This is a genomic window from Azospira sp. MPR-E4, from assembly GCF_058809645.1.
This window is the reverse complement of record NZ_JBXAST010000021.1, coordinates 1-18,350: the sequence shown is the minus strand read 5'-3', so window position 1 is coordinate 18,350 and position 18,350 is coordinate 1. Positions and strand designations below refer to the sequence as shown.

The 18,350-nt window shown below is 60.9% G+C and carries 15 protein-coding genes; 5 read left to right on the top strand and 10 right to left on the bottom strand.

The features are described from left to right. The 3 genes from dprA to AC1RTA_RS08415 all read left to right on the top strand — a co-directional run bounded on the left by dprA (position 1) and on the right by AC1RTA_RS08415 (position 4,393). Positions 1-1,119, top strand: coding sequence for a DNA-processing protein DprA (gene dprA / locus AC1RTA_RS08425; RefSeq protein WP_492784479.1), 1,119 nt, complete (start codon positions 1-3; stop codon positions 1,117-1,119). 10 nt (positions 1,120-1,129) lie between these two features. Beyond that, positions 1,130-1,618: a Smg family protein gene (locus tag AC1RTA_RS08420; protein ID WP_130459632.1), complete on the top strand. Its 489-nt coding sequence runs from the start codon at positions 1,130-1,132 to the stop codon at positions 1,616-1,618. 189 nt (positions 1,619-1,807) lie between these two features. Then, a complete protein-coding gene (locus AC1RTA_RS08415; RefSeq protein WP_152090174.1) occupies positions 1,808-4,393 on the top strand; it encodes a DNA topoisomerase III in 2,586 nt (861 codons plus the stop codon). A gap of 89 nt (positions 4,394-4,482) precedes the next feature. On the opposite strand, the gene AC1RTA_RS08410 is transcribed toward AC1RTA_RS08415, so the two are convergent. The 3 genes from AC1RTA_RS08410 to AC1RTA_RS08400 form a co-directional block, all read right to left on the bottom strand. Next, positions 4,483-4,959: a Dps family protein gene (locus AC1RTA_RS08410; RefSeq protein ID WP_014235930.1), complete on the bottom strand. Its 477-nt coding sequence runs from the start codon at positions 4,957-4,959 to the stop codon at positions 4,483-4,485. 114 nt (positions 4,960-5,073) lie between these two features. Beyond that, positions 5,074-5,985: a hydrogen peroxide-inducible genes activator gene (locus AC1RTA_RS08405; protein WP_014235931.1), complete on the bottom strand. Its 912-nt coding sequence runs from the start codon at positions 5,983-5,985 to the stop codon at positions 5,074-5,076. A gap of 450 nt (positions 5,986-6,435) precedes the next feature. Beyond that, positions 6,436-7,140 carry a pseudouridine synthase gene (locus AC1RTA_RS08400; RefSeq protein WP_152090176.1) on the bottom strand — a complete coding sequence of 235 codons (705 nt, stop codon included), beginning with the start codon at positions 7,138-7,140 and terminating at the stop codon, positions 6,436-6,438. 144 nt (positions 7,141-7,284) lie between these two features. Between AC1RTA_RS08400 and AC1RTA_RS08395 the strand changes: the two genes are divergently transcribed. Both AC1RTA_RS08395 and tpx read left to right on the top strand, forming a co-directional pair. Then, positions 7,285-7,716, top strand: a complete 432-nt coding sequence (locus AC1RTA_RS08395; protein WP_492784478.1) for a hypothetical protein — start codon at positions 7,285-7,287, stop codon at positions 7,714-7,716. A 372-nt stretch (positions 7,717-8,088) separates the two neighbouring features. Beyond that, the gene (tpx, locus tag AC1RTA_RS08390) at positions 8,089-8,592 is read left to right on the top strand and encodes a thiol peroxidase (protein ID WP_492784477.1); all 504 of its coding nucleotides are present in this window, start codon (positions 8,089-8,091) and stop codon (positions 8,590-8,592) included. Positions 8,593-8,695: 103 nt separating this feature from the next. On the opposite strand, the gene AC1RTA_RS08385 is transcribed toward tpx, so the two are convergent. From AC1RTA_RS08385 to dnaA, 7 genes are all read right to left on the bottom strand, one after another. Then, positions 8,696-9,820, bottom strand: a complete 1,125-nt coding sequence (locus AC1RTA_RS08385) for an acyltransferase family protein (protein ID WP_492784476.1) — start codon at positions 9,818-9,820, stop codon at positions 8,696-8,698. A 423-nt stretch (positions 9,821-10,243) separates the two neighbouring features. Then, a complete protein-coding gene (locus AC1RTA_RS08380) occupies positions 10,244-10,759 on the bottom strand; it encodes a hypothetical protein (RefSeq protein ID WP_492784475.1) in 516 nt (171 codons plus the stop codon). A 154-nt stretch (positions 10,760-10,913) separates the two neighbouring features. Then, positions 10,914-12,032 carry a hypothetical protein gene (locus AC1RTA_RS08375; protein ID WP_492784474.1) on the bottom strand — a complete coding sequence of 373 codons (1,119 nt, stop codon included), beginning with the start codon at positions 12,030-12,032 and terminating at the stop codon, positions 10,914-10,916. After that, positions 12,029-13,042, bottom strand: coding sequence for a PD-(D/E)XK nuclease domain-containing protein (locus tag AC1RTA_RS08370; RefSeq protein WP_492784473.1), 1,014 nt, complete (start codon positions 13,040-13,042; stop codon positions 12,029-12,031). Before AC1RTA_RS08370 ends, AC1RTA_RS08375 begins: the two co-directional genes overlap by 4 nt. Positions 13,043-13,342: 300 nt before the next feature. After that, positions 13,343-15,835 carry a DNA topoisomerase (ATP-hydrolyzing) subunit B gene (gyrB, locus tag AC1RTA_RS08365; protein ID WP_130459613.1) on the bottom strand — a complete coding sequence of 831 codons (2,493 nt, stop codon included), beginning with the start codon at positions 15,833-15,835 and terminating at the stop codon, positions 13,343-13,345. Positions 15,836-15,907: 72 nt separating this feature from the next. Further along, positions 15,908-17,014: a DNA polymerase III subunit beta gene (dnaN, locus tag AC1RTA_RS08360; RefSeq protein ID WP_014235938.1), complete on the bottom strand. Its 1,107-nt coding sequence runs from the start codon at positions 17,012-17,014 to the stop codon at positions 15,908-15,910. A 229-nt stretch (positions 17,015-17,243) separates the two neighbouring features. After that, on the bottom strand, positions 17,244-18,350 hold a 1,107-nt coding region (dnaA, locus tag AC1RTA_RS08355; protein ID WP_492784472.1), incomplete at its 5' end, for a chromosomal replication initiator protein DnaA.

Genomic DNA, 18,350 nt, shown 5'->3' with positions numbered 1-18,350 from the left:
GTGGCTGATCCGGCCCTCACCGCCTGGCTCCGGCTGACGCTGGTTCCGGGCGTCGGGCCGGAGACCCAGCGCCATCTACTGGCCGCCTTCGGCCTGCCGGAACAGGTTTTCTCCGCCCCACGCAGTGCCCTCAAGCAGGTCGTCGGCAAGAAGGCCGATCTGCTGCTCGATACGGACAATCAGGAAGCGGTGGACCGGGCCCTGGACTGGGCCGGCAAGCCGGGCAACCGCATCCTGACCCTGGCCGATCCGGACTATCCCCAGCTGCTGCTCGAATCCGCCGATCCGCCCAGCCTCCTCTATGTGAAGGGCCGGGTGGAACTGCTCAACCGGCCCGCCCTGGCCATTGTCGGCAGTCGTAATGCCACGCCCCAGGGCCTCAAGGATGCCGAGGCCCTCGCTGCCGATCTGGCGGCCCAGGGGCTGACCATCGTCAGCGGCCTGGCCCTGGGCATCGACGGCGCCGCCCATCGCGGCGGGCTGAAAGGGGAGGGCGGCAGTGTCGCCATCATCGGCACCGGGGCCGATCGCATCTACCCCTCGCGGCACAAGGAACTGGCGCTGCAGCTGGCGACCGAAGGCGCCATCGTTTCCGAATTTCCGCTGGGTACACCGGCGGTGGCCCACAATTTTCCCCGCCGCAACCGCATCATCGCCGGCATGGCCAAGGGCTGCCTGGTGGTGGAAGCCGCCCTGGAAAGCGGCTCCCTCATCACCGCCCGCCTGGCCGCCGAACTGGGCCGGGAAGTGTTTGCCATTCCCGGCTCCATCCATTCGCCGGTGGCCAAGGGCTGCCACCGGCTGATCCAGCAGGGGGCCAAGCTGGTGCAGGAAGCCCGGGACATCGTGGAAGAAATCGGTCCCTTCGACCCCCCGGGCTGCAGGCCAGCAAGGACGCCACTTTCCACCGGCAATACGCCAACAACCGCGCCAATCCTCGATCCTGGCCAGGCTGCCGTACTCGATGCCCTCGGCCACGACCCGGCCAATCTGGACCAATTGCTGCAGCGCACAGGCTTGACGACGGAAGCCCTATGCGCCATCCTCGTGACGCTGGAACTGGCGGACCGCGTTGCCAGTCTTCCCGGAGGCCGCTACCAGCGGCTTTCCCCCACCTGATACGTTGCCAATGTTCGACATCCTCGTCTATCTCTTCGAAAACTACGTCGATTTCGCCGACTTCAGCAAGTCCGGCAATCAACCCGATTCACCCGATTCCCAGGCCGACACGGCCCTCAGCCGCAAACTCACTGCGGCCGGCTTCTCCGAAGAAGAAATCAGCGAAGCCCTGGAATGGCTCCAGGGCCTCAAGGCCACCCTGCCGACCCGCCAGCTGCAGGCCGATTCCCGTTCCCTGCGGGCCTACACGCCGGACGAAAGCGCCCACCTGGGTGCCGACGCCCTGGGCTTCCTGCATTTCCTGGAACAGGCCAAGGTCCTTTCCGCCGACCTGCGGGAACTGGTCATCGAGCGGGCCATGGCCCTGCCGGACGACCGGTTGTCCCTGGGCCGCTTCAAAGTCATCGTGCTGATGGTCCTGTGGAGCCAGGAGCAGAACCTGGATACCCTCATCGTCGAAGAACTGCTCTCCGACGCGGAACCCGAACACCTGCATTAAGTCCATCCGTCGGGCCTGCCAGCCGGGGCGACTGAGGGGTCGCACCAGATGGCGCAGGCAGCATGATGGGCGAAGCACGCAATATGCAGGCTTCGCGCGTCAAATTAGTGGCTGCTTGCTTGCCAAGGCCCGTAAGTCCCTCTTATCATCCCCCGCACCTCCCGACCGGGACTGCCAGAGGCCCCTGCCATGGGCAAACAGCTCATCATTGCCGAAAAACCTTCCGTCGCTGCCGACATCGCCAAAGCCCTTGGCGGTTTCACCAAGCATGACGACTATTTCGAGAGCGACAACTTCGTTCTCTCCTCTGCTATCGGCCATCTGCTGGAACTGGTGATCCCCGAGGAATACGAGGTCAAGCGCGGCAAGTGGTCCTTTGCCCACCTGCCCGTGATCCCGCCCCACTTCGAACTGAAGCCGGTGGAGAAAACCGAGTCCCGCCTCAAGCTGCTGACCAAGCTGATCAAGCGCAAGGATGTGGACGGCCTGGTGAACGCCTGTGACGCGGGCCGCGAGGGCGAGCTGATCTTCAATTACATCGCCCGCCACGCCAAGTCCGGCAAGGCCGTGCAGCGGCTGTGGCTGCAGTCCATGACGCCCCAGGCCATCCGCGACGGCTTCGCCCGTCTGCGCCGCGGCGAGGAAATGCAGGGGCTGGGCGATGCCGCCGTGTGCCGTTCCGAATCCGACTGGCTGGTCGGCATCAACGGTACCCGGGCCATGACCGCCTTCAACTCCAAGACCGGCGGCTTCCACCTCACCACCGTGGGCCGGGTGCAGACCCCGACCCTCTCCCTGGTGGTGGAGCGGGAACGCAAGATCCGCGAATTCAAGGCCCGTCCCTACTGGGAAGTGGAGGCCACCTTCGCCGCCGCTGCCGGCGAATACAAGGGCAAATGGTTCGACGAAGCCTTCAAGGGCAAGGACGAGGACGAACACGCCCGGGCCGACCGCCTGTGGGACGAAGCCCGGGCCAAGGCCCTGCAGGCCAAGTGCGAAGGCCAGCCCGGCGAAGTGAGCGAGGAGGCCAAGCCCTCCACCCAACTCTCGCCCCTGCTCTTCGACCTCACCAGCCTGCAGCGGGAAGCCAACAGCCGCTTCGGCTTCTCCGCCAAGAACACCCTGGGCCTGGCCCAGGCCCTGTACGAAAAACACAAGGTCCTGACCTATCCCCGGACCGACTCCCGGGCCCTGCCCGAGGATTACCTGGGCACGGTGCAGGCCACCCTGCAGATGTTCAACGGCGAAAACCTGACCAAGGGTTCCGACACCTCCGTGGTGGACCGCTACGGCATCTTCGCCAACAAGATTCTCAAGTCCAAGTGGGTGGTGCCGAACAAGCGCATTTTCAACAATGCCAAGATTTCCGACCACTTCGCCATCATCCCCACCACCCAGGCGCCGAAGAATCTCTCCGAGCCGGAACAGAAGCTCTACGACCTGGTGGTCAAGCGCTTCCTCGCCGTTTTCTTCCCCGCCGCCGAATACCTGATCACCACCCGCATCACCCGGGTTGCCGGCGAACCCTTCAAGACCGAAGGCAAGGTCCTGGTGAATCCGGGCTGGCTGGCCATCTACGGCCGCGAAGGCCAGGAGGGCGACGAGGGCAACCTGGTGGCCGTCTCCCAGGGCGAGAAGGTGCAGACCGAGGAAGTGGCGGTCAATCAGAACGACACCCGGCCCCCGGCCCGCTACTCGGAAGCCACCCTGCTCTCCGCCATGGAAGGCGCCGGCAAGATGGTGGACGACGAGGAACTGCGCGCCGCCATGGCCGGCCGCGGCCTCGGCACCCCGGCCACCCGGGCCCAGATCATCGAAGGCCTGATCACAGAACAGTATCTGCACCGCGAAGGCCGGGAGCTGATCCCCACCGCCAAGGCCTTCTCCCTCATGACCCTGCTCAACGGCCTGGGCATCTCCGAACTGACCTCGCCGGAACTGACCGGCGAATGGGAATGGAAGCTGGCCCAGATCGAGCGCGGCGACCTTTCCCGCAGCGCCTTCATGCAGGAAATCGAGGAAATGACCCGGCACATCGTGGACCGGGCCAAGAGCTACGACAGCGACACGGTGCCCGGCGACTTCGGCCTGCTCAAGTCGCCCTGTCCCAAATGCGGCGGTCTCATGCGCGAGACCTACAAGAAATTCCAGTGCGGCGATTGCGACTACGGCCTGTGGAAGATCGTCGCCGGCCGCCAGTTCGAGCCGGAGGAAATCGAGACCCTGCTCACCGAACGCCAGGTCGGCCCCCTGATGGGCTTCCGCAACAAGATGGGGCGGCCCTTCAATGCCCTGATCAAGCTCAACGACAAGAACGAACCGGAATTCGACTTCGGCCAGGACCGCTCCGGCGAGGACGGCGGCGAACCGGTGGACTTCTCCGGCCAGGAAAGCCTGGGACCCTGTCCCAAGTGCGGCAGCCCTGTCTATGAGCACGGTCTGGCCTACGTCTGCGAAAAGTCCGTGGGTCCGGCCAAGAGCTGCGACTTCCGTTCCGGCAAGATCATCCTGCAACAGGCGGTGGAACGGGAACAGATGCAGAAGCTGCTGTCCACCGGCCGCACCGATCTGCTCAAGGACTTCATCTCCGCCCGCACCCGGCGCAAGTTCTCCGCCTTCCTGGTGAAGGGCAAGGACGGCAAAGTCAGCTTCGAGTTCGAGAAACGGGAGCCCAAGGCCCCTGCGGCGAAAAAAACCGCCGCCAAGGCCGAGCCCAAGGCAGCGGCGGAAAAGCCCGCCAAAGCCCCGGCAAAGCGCAAGGCGAAGGAAGCCTGAGGTTAAGCAAGGCAAAAGAAAAGGGCTCGGTGTGAACCGAGCCCTTTTTGCATCCGGACCGCCGCCAGGCGGCGAAGCGGTGAATTTACTTATTCTTCGAGCAGGACGCGCAGCATCCAGGCGTTCTTTTCATGCACTTCCATGCGCTGGGTCAGCAGATCGGCCGTCGGCTGGTCGTTGGCCTTGTCCACCACCGCGAAGACCTGGCGGGCGGTGCGGGCCACGGCTTCCTGGCCGGCCACCAGCTGGCGGATCATGTCCTTGGCCTTGGGCACGCCGTCTTCCTCGGTGATGGAAGCCAGTTCCACGAAGCGCTTGTAGGAGCCGGGAGCCGGGTAGCCGAGGGCGCGGATGCGCTCGGCGATCAGGTCCAGGGAGTTCCACAGTTCGGTGTACTGGGTCATGAACATGGTGTGCAGGGTCTGGAACATGGGGCCGGTGACGTTCCAGTGGAAATTGTGGGTCTTCAGATAGAGGATGTAGCTGTCTGCCAGCAGGTGGGAAAGGCCGTCGGCGATTTTCTTGCGGTCTTTCTCGGTGATGCCGATATCGATCTTGGTTGCCATGTGGATTCTCCTTTCAAGCTTCTCAATAACCATGCGCCCATTGTGGCCGATGGCGGCCGCCCGGGCCAATGACTTATCCCTATGGATTGAATAGGGACGGGCAATACAGACGGACTACAGTACCTTAACCCCGGGTGGCGGACATTGCAAAATGGCGGCCCGCACCGCATCGATGGCCTGGGGCCGGGGGAAGGTGACGCGCCAGGCCAGCACGATGCGGCGGGAAGGCTCCGGCGCCTTGAAGGGAATGACCCGGGCCAGGGACGGGTCCGGCGGCGCCACCTCGACGGCGGAAGCGGGCAGCACGGCAACGCCGGTGCCGCTGGCCACCATCAGGCGGATGGTCTCCAGGGAGCCGCCCTCATAGGAACGTTCCAGCCCGCCCGGCTCGGTCAGACGCGGACAGGCGGCCACCACTTGGTCGCGGAAACAGTTGCCCTGGCCCAGTACCAGCAGTTCCTCGCCCTTCAGTTCCCCCGCATCCACCGATTTCCGCTCGGCCCAGGGATGGGCCGCCGGCACCAGCATGCGGAAGGGTTCGTCGTACACCGGCTGGGTGACGATACCCGGCTCGTCGAACGGCTGGGCCACCACGATCACGTCCAGCTCGCCCCGCTTCAGGGATTCGGCCAGCACGTGGGTGAAATTCTCCTGCAGGTAAAGATGCATGTGGGGCACGGCCTGGTGCAGGGCCGGCACCAGTCGGGGCAGCAGATAGGGGCCGATGGTGTAGATCACCCCCAGGCGCAGGGGTCCGCTGAAGGGATCCTTGCCCCGCTGGGCGATTTCCTCGACCCGCTGGGCCTCGTTCAAAACCTTTTCGGACTGCCGCGCCACCTCTTCGCCGATGGGTGTCAGCCGCACTTCGGCGGCGCTGCGTTCGAACAGCAGCACCCCCAGGCGCTCTTCCACCTTTTTCAGGGCCACCGACAGGGTAGGCTGGCTCACGTGGCATTTCTCGGCGGCGCGGCCGAAGTGGCGCTCCCGGGCCAAGGACACGATGTAGCGCATTTCCGTCAGGGTCATGCTGTGTATAACTCAGGTAAAAGTGGTGGAACCAATTGTGCACAACCTGGGCAGGCAAGGGTAGGGGAAAAATCCCTGCACAATCTTCCCACACCACTGCACAGAGGTTTCTCACAGGGATTTTTCGGACCTAAGCCAATGAATGGGATTGGCTTTTCAAAGTTATCCACAGACTTGGGGCTGAGTTAACTGGTTTACGTCTTTGTATACATAAAAAACAGTGAACAACCCCTAGGTAAAAGCCGGGAAAACCGGAACGGCTGAAAAAAGCCAAAGCGGGCAGGGAAAAAACGACCCATGCCAGAAGGCAGAAAGGGCGGGGCAAAGGAGAGATGGTGGCTGGAGAAGCGCTATTTTTCTTGCTCACAGGCATGGCACCCTGAAAATTGCCGTCATTCCTTGATTCCCCGGCACCAAAGAAAAAGTCCCGCGTTGGCGAGGCTTTTGTACTCAGGCCGGCTTCAGCTTTTCCAGATCCTCGGCTTCCAGCCAGCGCCACTCGCCCGGTGCCAGATCCGCGGGCAAGTCCAAAGCGCCGATCCTCACCCGCTTCAAACCCTCCACCCGGTTGCCTACAGCGCCCAGCATGCGCTTTACCTGGTGGTACTTACCCTGGGTGATGGTCAACCGCAGTACGGTGTCGCTGACGAGCTCGCAGCTATCCGCAACCACCGGCTCGTATTCGCCATGAAGGAGAACCCCGGCCAGCAGCTGATCGATCTGGGCCTGGTCGATGGGATGCTTGGCCGTGATCTCATAAACCTTGGGCACCTTGCGCTTGGGCGAACTCATCTGGTGGATGAACTGGCCGTCGTCGGTCATCAGCAGCAGGCCCGTGGTGTCCTCATCGAGGCGGCCGACGCATTGCACGTCCCGGTTCACCAACTCCTCCGGCAGCAGGGTGAAGATGCTGCGGTGGTGCTTGGGCTTGTGGGAGCACTCGTAGTCCCCCGGCTTGTGGATCATCAGGTAAGCCTTTTCCCGGTAACGCCAGGGCTGGTCGTCCACGGTGAATTCAAAACCCTCGGGATCCACTTCCAGGAAGGGGTCTTCCACCACCACCCCGCCGATTTCCAGCCAGCCGTTACGCACCAGGGCCCGGCATTCCTTGCGGGTGCCGAATCCCTGGCTGTGCAGCAGTTTTTCCAGTTGCATGGTGACGCTCTCTCCTAATCCGGCCGCCGCGGCGACCGCTTACACACTTTTACAACCCCTTGCCGGGGTGAAACACCTGGGACGCCCTGGCCTTCCTATACTGGGCCCGTCGATTCAATGAACCCCGAACCCAGGAGAAACACCATGTCAGGACGCCATGTTCTCGCCTTTCTCGCCCTTGCCGGCTTCGCTTTTGCGGTACAGGCCCAGGAAGCCCCCCAGCCGGCCCCCAAGGGCCCCGCCATGCAGGAGCGCTGCGCCGCCAACCCCAAGGCCTGCGAACGGCTCAAGGAGCGCCACGACGCCTTTTGCAAGGATAACCCCCAACGCTGCGAAGAGCTCAAGGCAAAACGGGAGGAAATGCGGCAGAAGTGTAAACAAGACCCGGCCGCCTGTGACAAGGCGCGGGAAGAAATGCGTGCCAAAGCCCGGGAACAGTTCGAACAGCGCTGCAAGGAAGATCCCAAGCGCTGCGACGACATGAAGAAGCGCTTTGTCGAAAGCCGGGGCAAGCGCCACGGCGACCGGCCCGCTCCCGCACCGGCTGCACCGGCATCCGCTCCTGCCCAGAACTGAAGCCTCTTTTCTTCTCTTTTACCGCCCCCTTCACCGGGGGCATTTTTTTTCCGGCTCCAGCTAAGGGTTGTTCACTGTTTTTTATGTATACAAAGACGTAAACCAGTTAACCTGGCCCCAAATCTGTGGATAACTAATTTTTCTCCAGATACAACAATTGCTTAAGCCAGAAAAATCCCTGTGAAAAACGTCTGTGTAGCGCTGTGAAGCAATTGTGCAGGGTTTTTGCCAAACCTGCGAAACAGGGAGTTGTGCACAACTGGTACCCGATCCATACCCAAGTTATGCACAGGCTGCTAACAGGTGTTGGGGAACCGCCGCCATCGTTGCTACTCTGACAACCTCAACCCCATCCATCAGCGAGGAAATTCCATGAGCCAGACCGTTACCCTGGGCGGCAACCCCATTCAAGTGGCCGGCCAACTGCCTGCCGCCGGCAGTACCGGCCCCGCCTTCACCCTGACCGGCAAAGACCTGGGCGAAGTGACCCTGGCCGGCCTGGGCCCGGTGCGCAAAGTGCTGAACATTTTCCCCAGCATCGATACGCCCACCTGCGCCACCTCCGTGCGCCGCTTCAACCAGGCCGCCGGTTCCCTGGCCAACACCGTGGTCCTGTGCATTTCCGCCGACCTGCCGTTTGCCCAGGCCCGCTTCTGCGGCGCCGAAGGTCTGGAAGCGGTGCGCACCGTGTCCACCTTCCGCAATCCCGAATTCCTGCAGAACTACGGCGTGGCGGTGGAAAACGGCCCCCTCAAGGGTCTCTGCGCCCGGGCTGTGGTGGTGCTGGATGCCGACAACAAGGTCCTGCACAGCGAACTGGTCGGCGAGATCAAGAACGAGCCGAATTACGACGCAGCCCTGGCGGTACTCAAGTAAGGCTGCCTGAAAAAAATAAAACGCCCGGCTATGCCGGGCGTTTTTCATTACGGCGTTGCTGGCGGATCGGCAAGCAACCCGCCCAAGTCTGAAGCACCTCCGATCAGGCCCCCTTCCACGCAGGCACATAACCGGCCGGAGAAGTGGAGCCCTGGGTCAGGCGGCGCCCCAGGGCCGCCGCCGGCTGTTCGACCCAGCGGTGGAACAGCTGAGCCAGCAGCACACTGCAGACAAAGGACAGCAACAGGCCCAGGGCCGCCTGCTCCGGCGAATAGAGTTCCAGCCGGGTCCACAGGGCGCCGACAAACACCAGCACCGGGAAATGCACCAGGAACAGGCTGTAGGAAATCCGTCCCAGTTCCAGCACGGCCTTGTGCTGCGGCCAGCGGGCACCCCAGCCGCGCCATTCCGCGTGCCATAGCAGCAGGCCCACCAGCAGGGCGCTGAGCAGGCGCCAGCGCCATTCAAAACCCATGGCTGCCAGCAGCAGCAGGGCATAGAGCCAGAACTGCAGGGGGGAACGGGCTTGGCGCACGGCATGGTGAATGACGATGCCCATGAAGAAGTAGGGGAAGAAATAAAGCCACCAGCCGTCCAGGGACCCATCCAGATTGAAGTGGAAGAGAGCAAAGGCCGCCGCCGGCCAGCCCAGCAGCAAGGGCATATTGATACGGCCCCGGCCCAGACTGTCGCGCAGCCACAGGCTGCAGGCGTACACCAGGGCCAGCTGGAAGTTGATGCAGACGAACCAGAAGCCCGCCGACAATTGCTCATAGCCCAGCAAGCCCTGGAGGAAGAAGAGGTGGGCCAGCACCTGGGGCAGGCTCACCGGGGACCCGGTGATCTCCTCCGGCAGCCATTCCCGCCCATAGGCGTAGGCCAGGCACACCAGGATCATGGCCGCCAGGTAAGGCAGCCCCAGGCGGCAGTAACGCTGCACCATGTAGCGCCCCAGGGCCGGCAGGCGCCAGTCGCTCCCGCTCATGCTGAGGGCCATCACATAGCCCCCCACGACGAAGAACACCTGGGTGGCCCGGGCGTGGTCCGCCAGCCAGTCCAGCAGGTGGCCCAGCAGGGGCGCGGCCCATTCCTTCAGCGGCGGATACAGGGCGAAGTGATGCCAGGCGATGATCACCGCCGCCACGGCCCGCAGGCCGGTAATGAAATAACGCTTGTCGGAAGCCGGGCTCGCCGTACTTCCACCCTCGATCACTGATTGCATGGGCATGATGGCCGGCCGTGCAGCGCCGCAGCGGCATTGCCGGCAGAAGTATTGAAAAAGCGGGGCGGGTTGAGCCGAAGCAGCGCTGACGCGCTAAAACGCCGGAAAAGACCGCCAGGGCGGCAGCCTTTCGGGGTGGGAATATCGGTTCCCTTTTGTGACTTTCAAGCCCTCGACCTGGAAGAGGATGACGGACTTAAAGATGGGCAGAGTCTAGGGAAAGTAACAGCCTGGGGAAAGCCGGGAATGGCGTACGGGGATTGACGGGCAGGGTGGTGAATCAACCCGGTTTTAGTAGACACTCTTAAGCCGAATGTAAGTCTGCTTGTCGGCCATTGCTGACGCTCACAACAATCAAATGCAACGACTGCCCCAAGCAACAAAACCGTCTGTCGAAGTGACTATGGAAGTCGGGGCGATTCACCTCATTTACACAATTAATGGCAATTCTTGCTCAATTAAATGAATCAGCCTTGGGGCGAGTTGCCCCCCAACTTTCACCATTCCAGTCGAGCTGAAGTGCAGAATCCCCTTCACTCCGCCGTAAATCAGTTCGTAGCTTGCGGAATCCGTTTTATGAGGAACGCCATCCAGGACAATAAGACTCTCCTGGTTGATACCCTCTTTTGAGCTAAATTCCATCCGAGCCAAGAGGTCTTTGCCAAGCACGACATCTGTCACTTTCAGGCCAACTAGCTTGACAACTTCAACACTCTCTAACACCGATACTGGCTTATTCTTTGCGAAAGTCACCGGTTTGCAGGTGAACCCTAGCCCGACCAGAGATTCGAGCGTGTTTAGCAGGTCACGAATGCTACGGCCTGGGTTCTCTATGCGAAAGAACATCTCACCATCCATATTCAGGACAGCGAAGTCGGTGAAGTTGACCGTGGAGACCTCTTGATAATGTGGTTCGCCGTCATCACCAACCAGGGTGATGACCACCTTCGACCTCCAAAGAAATCGGTGCAGCTGTTGACCCCATGCACCGATTACAGTCGTGAAGCCTTGGTTGACGTCAGGTCCAAGTGGGTGCTTTCCCAAGACCACCGAAAGGTCAGGCGTGCCTTTTGGGAGATGTATGCGATACCACCTGCACCTAAGCTGCATCTCCGTCTCCCGCAGTGCCGGCAAACTCATCGCTAAGCTGATTCACCAACTCCCGTGCTCTTGCTTCAACCACACTCGAAATCTCTTCAATTTCATGCTTAAAAGGGGCACGACGTCGGTTTGAAAGCACTCCATCCTCGCAAGGATAGACGCCACTTAGGATGAACGAAAAGCCAGTACAGTCTCTAGGGTTGGCAAACATTGCTTCGATGGCGTAAGCATGGCCAGCACCACCGGTTTCACGTGCTTCCCAAGCTATCTTTGTGATGTAGTAATCGTCTTCATTGAGCAAATCATTGAAGATGTCAGACCTGGTAACACCGTTTCCACGAAGAGCTACACGTTCAACATGTGTTTCAGTCTCAACGTCCTCGCCCTCCTCGTCGTCGCCATCATCGGACACTAGGTCATCCGGCTTCGCTTTGAAGACGTACACCGACGTCACATCAGTGCGGTTGTAGCCCGGCAGGCTTGATGCAAGTTCATGAAAGAACTTGGAGCGAAGACGAGCTGAAGGCACCCCGAATAAGGAAATAGTCACCTTTTCGAGCTTTGCATCCGCGGCTGCCTCGAGCTTCTTAATCAACGATTGAGTGACATCATTCACAAACTCGTTGTGGGTATTTCGGACTGTGAACCCATCCTCGGTCTCGAGCAGTTCGATAGTCCCATCACGTTCTTGTCTCTGGGCAAATTCACTAACCTTGTAGTCGACAGTCGAATACTGGACTGTCAGGCAGACCTTTCCATGCTCTTTGTGGATTTGAACGACCTCACCATGGCTCTCAAGGTCCTCTTTGAGTTGCTTAACGGCGACATCCAGGTGGTCTTTGGTTACTTCGCCATTCACATCCATCGAAGTAATTCGCTCCCGCCGAGGTGCAATACCAAGCCGACCAGCAATGTCCTTATGGTCCTGGTAGTCATGAATCTGCCTGGAGAAGTAGGTCGCTAGACTTTTTCTTGGCGTCTTCTTGCTGACGACGATATTTCGCCGTTCTAGTAACTTCATGATGGTCGGAATATCGACCTTATGCTGATTGAGGGCATCAAAGACGTTCTTGTCGGATGCGTAATACAGAGAGGGACCGTGATTGCCTCTTTTCATTCGCGCCACCCCATGTCGCCCGGATTGTAGGTATTCGTGACCGCGGTGATGCGGTCAATCTTAATTTTGTTGAGGATGGCCTCTCGGGCGGGGTCAAATCCCCAGTCTCTGGCGTATTTCTTCTTGGCCTTTTCAAAGACAGTCTTGAGGTCATCACTTGCCTCACTGTCGACGACCCTGATGCGTATGGTCTGTTCGACCTCAAGCATCTGATAGCGTGATAGGCAATCCAGAAAATAGGCAAACTCCTCAGCTGAGCTACCTGGGCGGTTGTAGTAGATGAGGAACCCCGCTGCGCAGTTACTGGCAGCTGCGTGACGAATAATCAGATACGGCCCGGTCATCGACTCAATGGTGGCAGCCTGCTTTGAGCCGTCACCATGACGTCGAACCATTACCAAATCCGGATAGTGGTAGGTGTACTCTTTGGGTAGTTCATCATCGTTCTGCAGGCGGATGATGTCGTTCCCAATGCTGTAGAGCTTTTGGATATCTGCTGGCCCCAGGTAGTGAATAATTGCCCCTGCAGGAAGCGGTAGGTTCTGCAGGTCCATCTTGCCAATAGCTTCTTGGAAAGACTGGGCGTATTTGTTGTCGTGGTTGTGGATGAAGAGCAATCCCCGAACCTCATGTGCCTCATCCTCAAGCACCGAATACTTATCCCGCCAGTAGTTCGATTCCTGAGCGCATTCGATAGTCATACTCAGCGACTTGAAGGCCCCGCGTAACTTGACATTCGTGATGCTCTTCTTCGAGTAGCTCTTAAGGTCAGTATGCAGGTAGACCGTTTTCCCCAGATATGGGTCGGCATAGGAAAACACTACATCACCTGGATGTGTTTCTTTAGGCTTCCCAGTTTTCCCCTCGCCCTTTTTGGGCTCGCTCTTGTGTTCTGGGTTGGTGCACTTGAAGTTGTCGTCGTGCTTTGGATGAATGCCCCAGAGAAAATACTTGAAGATGTCTTTTGACAGTTTTTGGGCGATTTCGCCGATATTTATTGTTTCAGCCATTCTTCATTCGCAGGAAAGGCCCCCGCAACCTTACAATAAGGCGCGCCAGGGAATGCCATTATGCTATCGAAAATGCCAGGCAGCCCATATCGTAAAGATGCCAGATGAAAAAAAGTGAACCGCCAAGGGGTTTGTAGAGATATCCGAGGGCTGCTTTACTACCCAGAGGGGTCGACGTCTTGACGAGAGTCGAACGTCAGCAATGGCCGATGAGCAGACAAAAAAATGCCACTCACAGGGAGTGGCATCTTCATTTAATGAGGTCCAAATAAAACTAGACCTCAATTAAATCCGACAACATCACACGTCGATGTTCTGCGCCCGCAAAGCATTGCTTTCGATGAAGTTGCGGCGGGGTTCCACCAGTTCGCCCATGAGGGTGGTGAAGACTTCGTCGGCGCCGATGGCGTCGTCGATGCCGACCCGCAGCAGGCGGCGGACGTTGGGGTCCATGGTGGTTTCCCACAGCTGCTCGGGGTTCATTTCGCCCAGACCTTTGTAGCGCTGCTTGCTGATGCCCTTTTCCACTTCGTTGAGCAGCCAGGTCATGGTGCTGGCGAAGTCGGCGACGGCCATCTTCTTTTCGCCGCGCTGGATCAGGCCGCCGGGGCCGAAGAGGCCGTTGAGCAGTTCGGCGGTCTTGCGCAGCTGCAGGTAGTCGCCGGAGCGCAGGAAGTCTTCGTCGATGCTGCTGACCTTGCGGTTGCCGTGGTGCATCTTTTCCATGCGCACCTGCCAGCTTTCCTGGGCTTCGTTGTAGTGGGCGAAGACGTCGATGCCGTCGCTGGACACCTTGGCCAGCAGGGCGGCACTGGCCTTGGCGGCGGCTTCGTCGTCCAGCTTCAGCTCCAGGTTGTGGTGCACCAGGGCGTGCAGCACTTCCGGGTTGATGTGGTTGGAGAGGCGGTTGATGACGGCCTCGGCCAGCAGGTATTCCCGGGCCAGGGATTCGAGGGCCGCGCCGCTGATGGGCTCGGCGCCCGCCCGGGGCAGCAGCTCGGTGCCTTCCATGGCCATCTGCAGCAGGAACTGCTGGTACTCGTGGTCGTCCTTCAGGTAGCGCTCGGTCTTGCCGTGCTTGACCTTGTACAGGGGCGGCTGGGCGATGTAGATGTGGCCGCGTTCCACTAGCTCGGGCATCTGCCGGTAGAAGAAGGTGAGCAGCAGGGTGCGGATGTGGGCGCCGTCCACGTCGGCATCGGTCATGATGATGATGCGGTGGTAGCGCAGCTTCTCCGGCTTGTATTCGTCCTTGCCGATGCCGGTGCCGAGGGCGGTGATGAGGGTGGCGATTTCCTGGCTGGAGATGAGCTTGTCGAAGCGGGCCTTTTCCACGTTGAGGATCTTGCCCTTGAGGGGCAGGATCGCCTGGAACTTGCGGTCCCGGCCCTGCTTGGCGGAGCCGCCGGCGGAGTCACCCTCCACCAGGTACAGTTCGCACTGGGTGGGGTCCTTCTCCTGGCAGTCGGCCAGTTTGCCGGGCAGGCCGACGCCGTCCAGGATGCCCTTGCGGCGGGTCATTTCGCGGGCCTTGCGGGCCGCGTCCCGGGCGCGGGCGGCCTCGACGATCTTGCCGCAGATGGTCTTGGCGTCCACCGGGCGTTCCAGCAGGAATTCGGTGAGCTTGGCCGCCACCACTTCTTCCACTGCCGGACGGGCTTCGGAAGAGACCAGCTTCATCTTGGTCTGGGAGGCGAACTTGGGATCGGGCATCTTCACCGAGAGAACGCAGGCCAGACCTTCGCGCATGTCGTCGCCGGTGATTTCCACCTTGGCCTTCTTGGCGATCTCGTTCTCTTCGATGTACTTGTTGATGATGCGGGTCATGGCCGCCCGCAGGCCGGTGAGGTGGGTGCCGCCGTCAGACTGGGGAATGTTGTTGGTGAAGCACAGCACCTGCTCCTGGTAGGAGTCGTTCCACTGCATGGCCACTTCGACGCCGATGGTGACGCCGGTGTCGCCGACCTTGGCTTCGCCGGCGGAGTAGAAGATGCTGGGATGCAGGACGGACTTGGTGCGGTTGATGTATTCGACGAAGCTTTGCACGCCGCCGGCAAAGGCGAACAGCTCTTCCTTGCCGTTGCGCTGGTCCACCAGGCGGATGCTGACGCCGTTGTTGAGGAAGGACAGTTCGCGCAGGCGCTTGGCCAGGATTTCGTAGTGGAATTCCACGGTGCCGAAGATTTCGTCGTCGGCCAGGAAGTGCACTTCGGTGCCGCGCTTGTCGGTATCGCCCAGCACCTTGAGGGGGGAGACTTCGAAGCCGTCGCGCACTTCGATAACGCGTTCCACCGGGACGCCCCGGTTGAACTCGATGAAGTGGCGCTTGCCGTCGCGGCGGATGGTCAGGCGCAGCCACTTGGAGAGGGCGTTCACGCAGGAGACGCCGACGCCGTGCAGACCGCCGGAAACCTTGTAGGAATTCTGGTTGAACTTGCCGCCGGCGTGCAGCTCGGTGAGGGCGATTTCGGCAGCGGAGCGCTTGGGCTCGTGCTTGTCGTCCATCTTCACGCCGGTGGGAATGCCGCGGCCGTTGTCGGTGACGGAGATGGAGTTGTCGGCGTGGATGGTGACGGTGATGTCGTCGCAATGGCCGGCCAGGGCTTCGTCGATGGAGTTGTCCACCACTTCGAAGACCAGGTGGTGCAGGCCGGTGCCGTCGGAAGTATCGCCAATGTACATCCCCGGGCGCTTGCGCACGGCCTCCAGGCCTTCAAGGATCTGGATGCTGGATTCGCCGTAGGCGGGGGCCGCTTCCTGCGGGGTGTTCATTTGCGGGTTTTCTTCGCTCATTGTTCCTGTTCCACTTAAAACTGCAAAAGGTCCGCCGGGCGGCGGACCTTAGATCACGGCGTTCGGCGGCGATCAGATGCGCATGGGCATGACGACGTACTTGAAGCGGTCGTTGCCCGGCACGGTGATGAGGGCGCTGGAATTGGCGTCGTTGAAATTGAGGGTGACGGTGTCGCTGCTGACGTTGTTCAGCACGTCGAGCACGTAGCCGACGTTGAAGCCCACATCCAGGGAGTCGCCGGCGTATTCCACTTCCAGCTCTTCCTGGGCTTCTTCCTGCTCGGCGTTGGCGGCCATGACCTTGAGGCTGTTGCCCTGGAGCACCAGGCGCACGCCGCGGAACTTCTCGTTGGTCAGGATGGCGGCGCGAACCATGGACTGCAGCAGGGCAGTGCGGCCCAGCTCCAGGCTGTTCTTCAGGGTGGCGGGGATGACCCGCTCGTAGTCGGGGAACTTGCCGTCGATCAGCTTGGACACCAGCACCACGTTGCCGAAGGCGAAACGCACCTGGTTGGCGGAGAGGGTGATTTCCAGGGCGTCGTCGGAATCGGCCAGCAGGCGGTTCAGCTCGAGCACGGTCTTGCGCGGCAGGATCAGTTCCTGGCGGGGCAGCTCGGCTTCGATCTCCATGCTGGCGAAGGCCAGGCGGTGGCCGTCGGTGGCCACGGCGCGCAGTTCCTTGCCTTCGGTCAGCAGCAGCAGGCCGTTCAGGTAGTAGCGCACGTCCTGGGCGGCCATGGCGTACTGGGTCTGGGCCAGGAGCTGGCGGAACTGCTTCTGGGTGACGGAGAAGCGCTTGGCGTCGTCGTTGCCGATGGCCATGCGGGGGAAGTCGTCGGCGGGCAGGGTCTGCAGGGTGAAGCGGCTCTTGCCGCCGCGCACCAGCAGGCGCTTTTCTTCCAGCACCAGGCTGACTTCCGTGCCTTCGGGCAGGGAGCGCAGGATGTCCTGCAGCTTGCGGGCGCCGACGGTGACGGCACCGTCGCCTTCACCGCCTTCGGCGGCGGCGCTGGTGGTGATCTGGATTTCGATGTCGGTGGCCAGGAAGGTCAGGGCGTCGCCCTTCTTTTCCAGCAGTACGTTCGACAGGATGGGCAGGGTGTGCCGCTTCTCCACAATGCCGGAGACCGATTGCAGCGGCGAAAGCAGCGTGTCGCGTTGGGTCTTGATTAGAAGCATAGAGATCAATCCTTAAAAGATAGTAGCGGCGCCAACTCTGTGGATAACTCGCGTTGATCCGATTATTGCAGAAGCCTGTGTTGCGAAAACCTGTTGCCTCCGGCTGCCCGCGCAAAAGGGCGGGTCACCGGGTGAAGCCTGGGAAAATCGGGGCTGCCCACGGCGAAACCTCGATTATCCACATTTCATCCCGGGAAAAAACCCGGGGCACGACATAAGTGCAGGCTTTTCAGCCTTTCAGGACCTGCAGCAGCACATGCAGGTCGTGGTTCAGTTCGTTGTCCTTGGCCCGCAGGGTGTCGATGGTGCGGACCGCATGCAATACCGTGGTGTGGTCCCGGCCGCCGAAGGCATCCCCGATCATGGGGTAGCTGTGGGGCGTCAGGTCCTTGGCCAGCCACATGGCCACCTGGCGCGGCCGGGCGATGGCCCGGGTGCGCTTCTTGGAATAGAGGTCGGCCACCTTGATCTTGTAGTACTCGGCCACGGTCTTCTGGATGTTCTCCACCGTGATCTGCCGGTTGAAGGCGCCGATGACGTCCTTCAGCGCGTCCTTGGCCAGGTCCAGGGCGATCTCGCGGCCGTGGAAGAGGGAATAGGCCAGCACCTTCTTCAGGGCGCCTTCCAGCTCCCGTACATTGGAACGCAGGTGCTTGGCGATGAAGAAGGCCACCTCGTCGTCCAGGGCCACGCCCTCGGCTTCGGCCTTCTTCTTCAGGATGGCCACCCGCATTTCCGTCTCGGGCGGCTCGATCTGCACCGTCAGGCCCCAGTCGAAGCGTGTCACCAGGCGGTCGTCGAGGCCGTTGATGTCTTTCGGGTAGGTGTCGCAGGTGATGATGATCTGCTTCTTGGCTTCGGTGAGGGCGTTGAAGACGAAGAAGAACTCTTCCTGGGTGCGGTTCTTGCCGTTGAAGAACTGCACGTCATCCACCAGCAGCACGTCCAGGGACTTGTAATAGCGCTTGAAGACGTCGAAGGATTTCTGCTGGTAGGCCCGCACCACGTCCGAGTAGTAGTCCTCGGCGTGCACGTAGCGCACCACCTTGTCCGGATCGGCCTGCAGGATGGCGTTGCCGATGGCGTGGATGACGTGTGTTTTGCCCAGACCGACGCCGCCGTAAATGAACAGGGGGTTGTAGGAGACACCCGGATTCTGGGCCACCTGCATGGCGGCAGCCCGGGCCAGGTCGTTGGCCTTGCCCACCACCAGGTTGTCGAAGGTGAAGCCGGGAATCAGCCGGGTCTTCTCGTAGCTGCTCTGGGGGCCGTTATTGCGGCGGGCGGCGGGAGCCGGTGCCGGGGCGGCGGCAGGTGCCGGGGCCATGGTTCGGGG

Excerpts from the sequence above, each read along its gene's own strand:
- AC1RTA_RS08395 (WP_492784478.1), top strand. The coding sequence starts at position 7,285 with ATGTCAGGACGCCATGTTCTCGCCTTTCTCGCCCTTGCCGGCTTCGCT.
- AC1RTA_RS08375 (WP_492784474.1), bottom strand. The coding sequence starts at position 12,032 with ATGAAAAGAGGCAATCACGGTCCCTCTCTGTATTACGCATCCGACAAG.
- gyrB (WP_130459613.1), bottom strand. The coding sequence starts at position 15,835 with ATGAGCGAAGAAAACCCGCAAATGAACACCCCGCAGGAAGCGGCCCCC.
- AC1RTA_RS08385 (WP_492784476.1), bottom strand. The coding sequence starts at position 9,820 with ATGCCCATGCAATCAGTGATCGAGGGTGGAAGTACGGCGAGCCCGGCT.
- AC1RTA_RS08410 (WP_014235930.1), bottom strand. The coding sequence starts at position 4,959 with ATGGCAACCAAGATCGATATCGGCATCACCGAGAAAGACCGCAAGAAA.
- dnaN (WP_014235938.1), bottom strand. The coding sequence starts at position 17,014 with ATGCTTCTAATCAAGACCCAACGCGACACGCTGCTTTCGCCGCTGCAA.
- AC1RTA_RS08370 (WP_492784473.1), bottom strand. The coding sequence starts at position 13,042 with ATGGCTGAAACAATAAATATCGGCGAAATCGCCCAAAAACTGTCAAAA.
- AC1RTA_RS08415 (WP_152090174.1), top strand. The coding sequence starts at position 1,808 with ATGGGCAAACAGCTCATCATTGCCGAAAAACCTTCCGTCGCTGCCGAC.
- AC1RTA_RS08420 (WP_130459632.1), top strand. The coding sequence starts at position 1,130 with ATGTTCGACATCCTCGTCTATCTCTTCGAAAACTACGTCGATTTCGCC.
- AC1RTA_RS08400 (WP_152090176.1), bottom strand. The coding sequence starts at position 7,140 with ATGCAACTGGAAAAACTGCTGCACAGCCAGGGATTCGGCACCCGCAAG.
- AC1RTA_RS08405 (WP_014235931.1), bottom strand. The coding sequence starts at position 5,985 with ATGACCCTGACGGAAATGCGCTACATCGTGTCCTTGGCCCGGGAGCGC.
- tpx (WP_492784477.1), top strand. The coding sequence starts at position 8,089 with ATGAGCCAGACCGTTACCCTGGGCGGCAACCCCATTCAAGTGGCCGGC.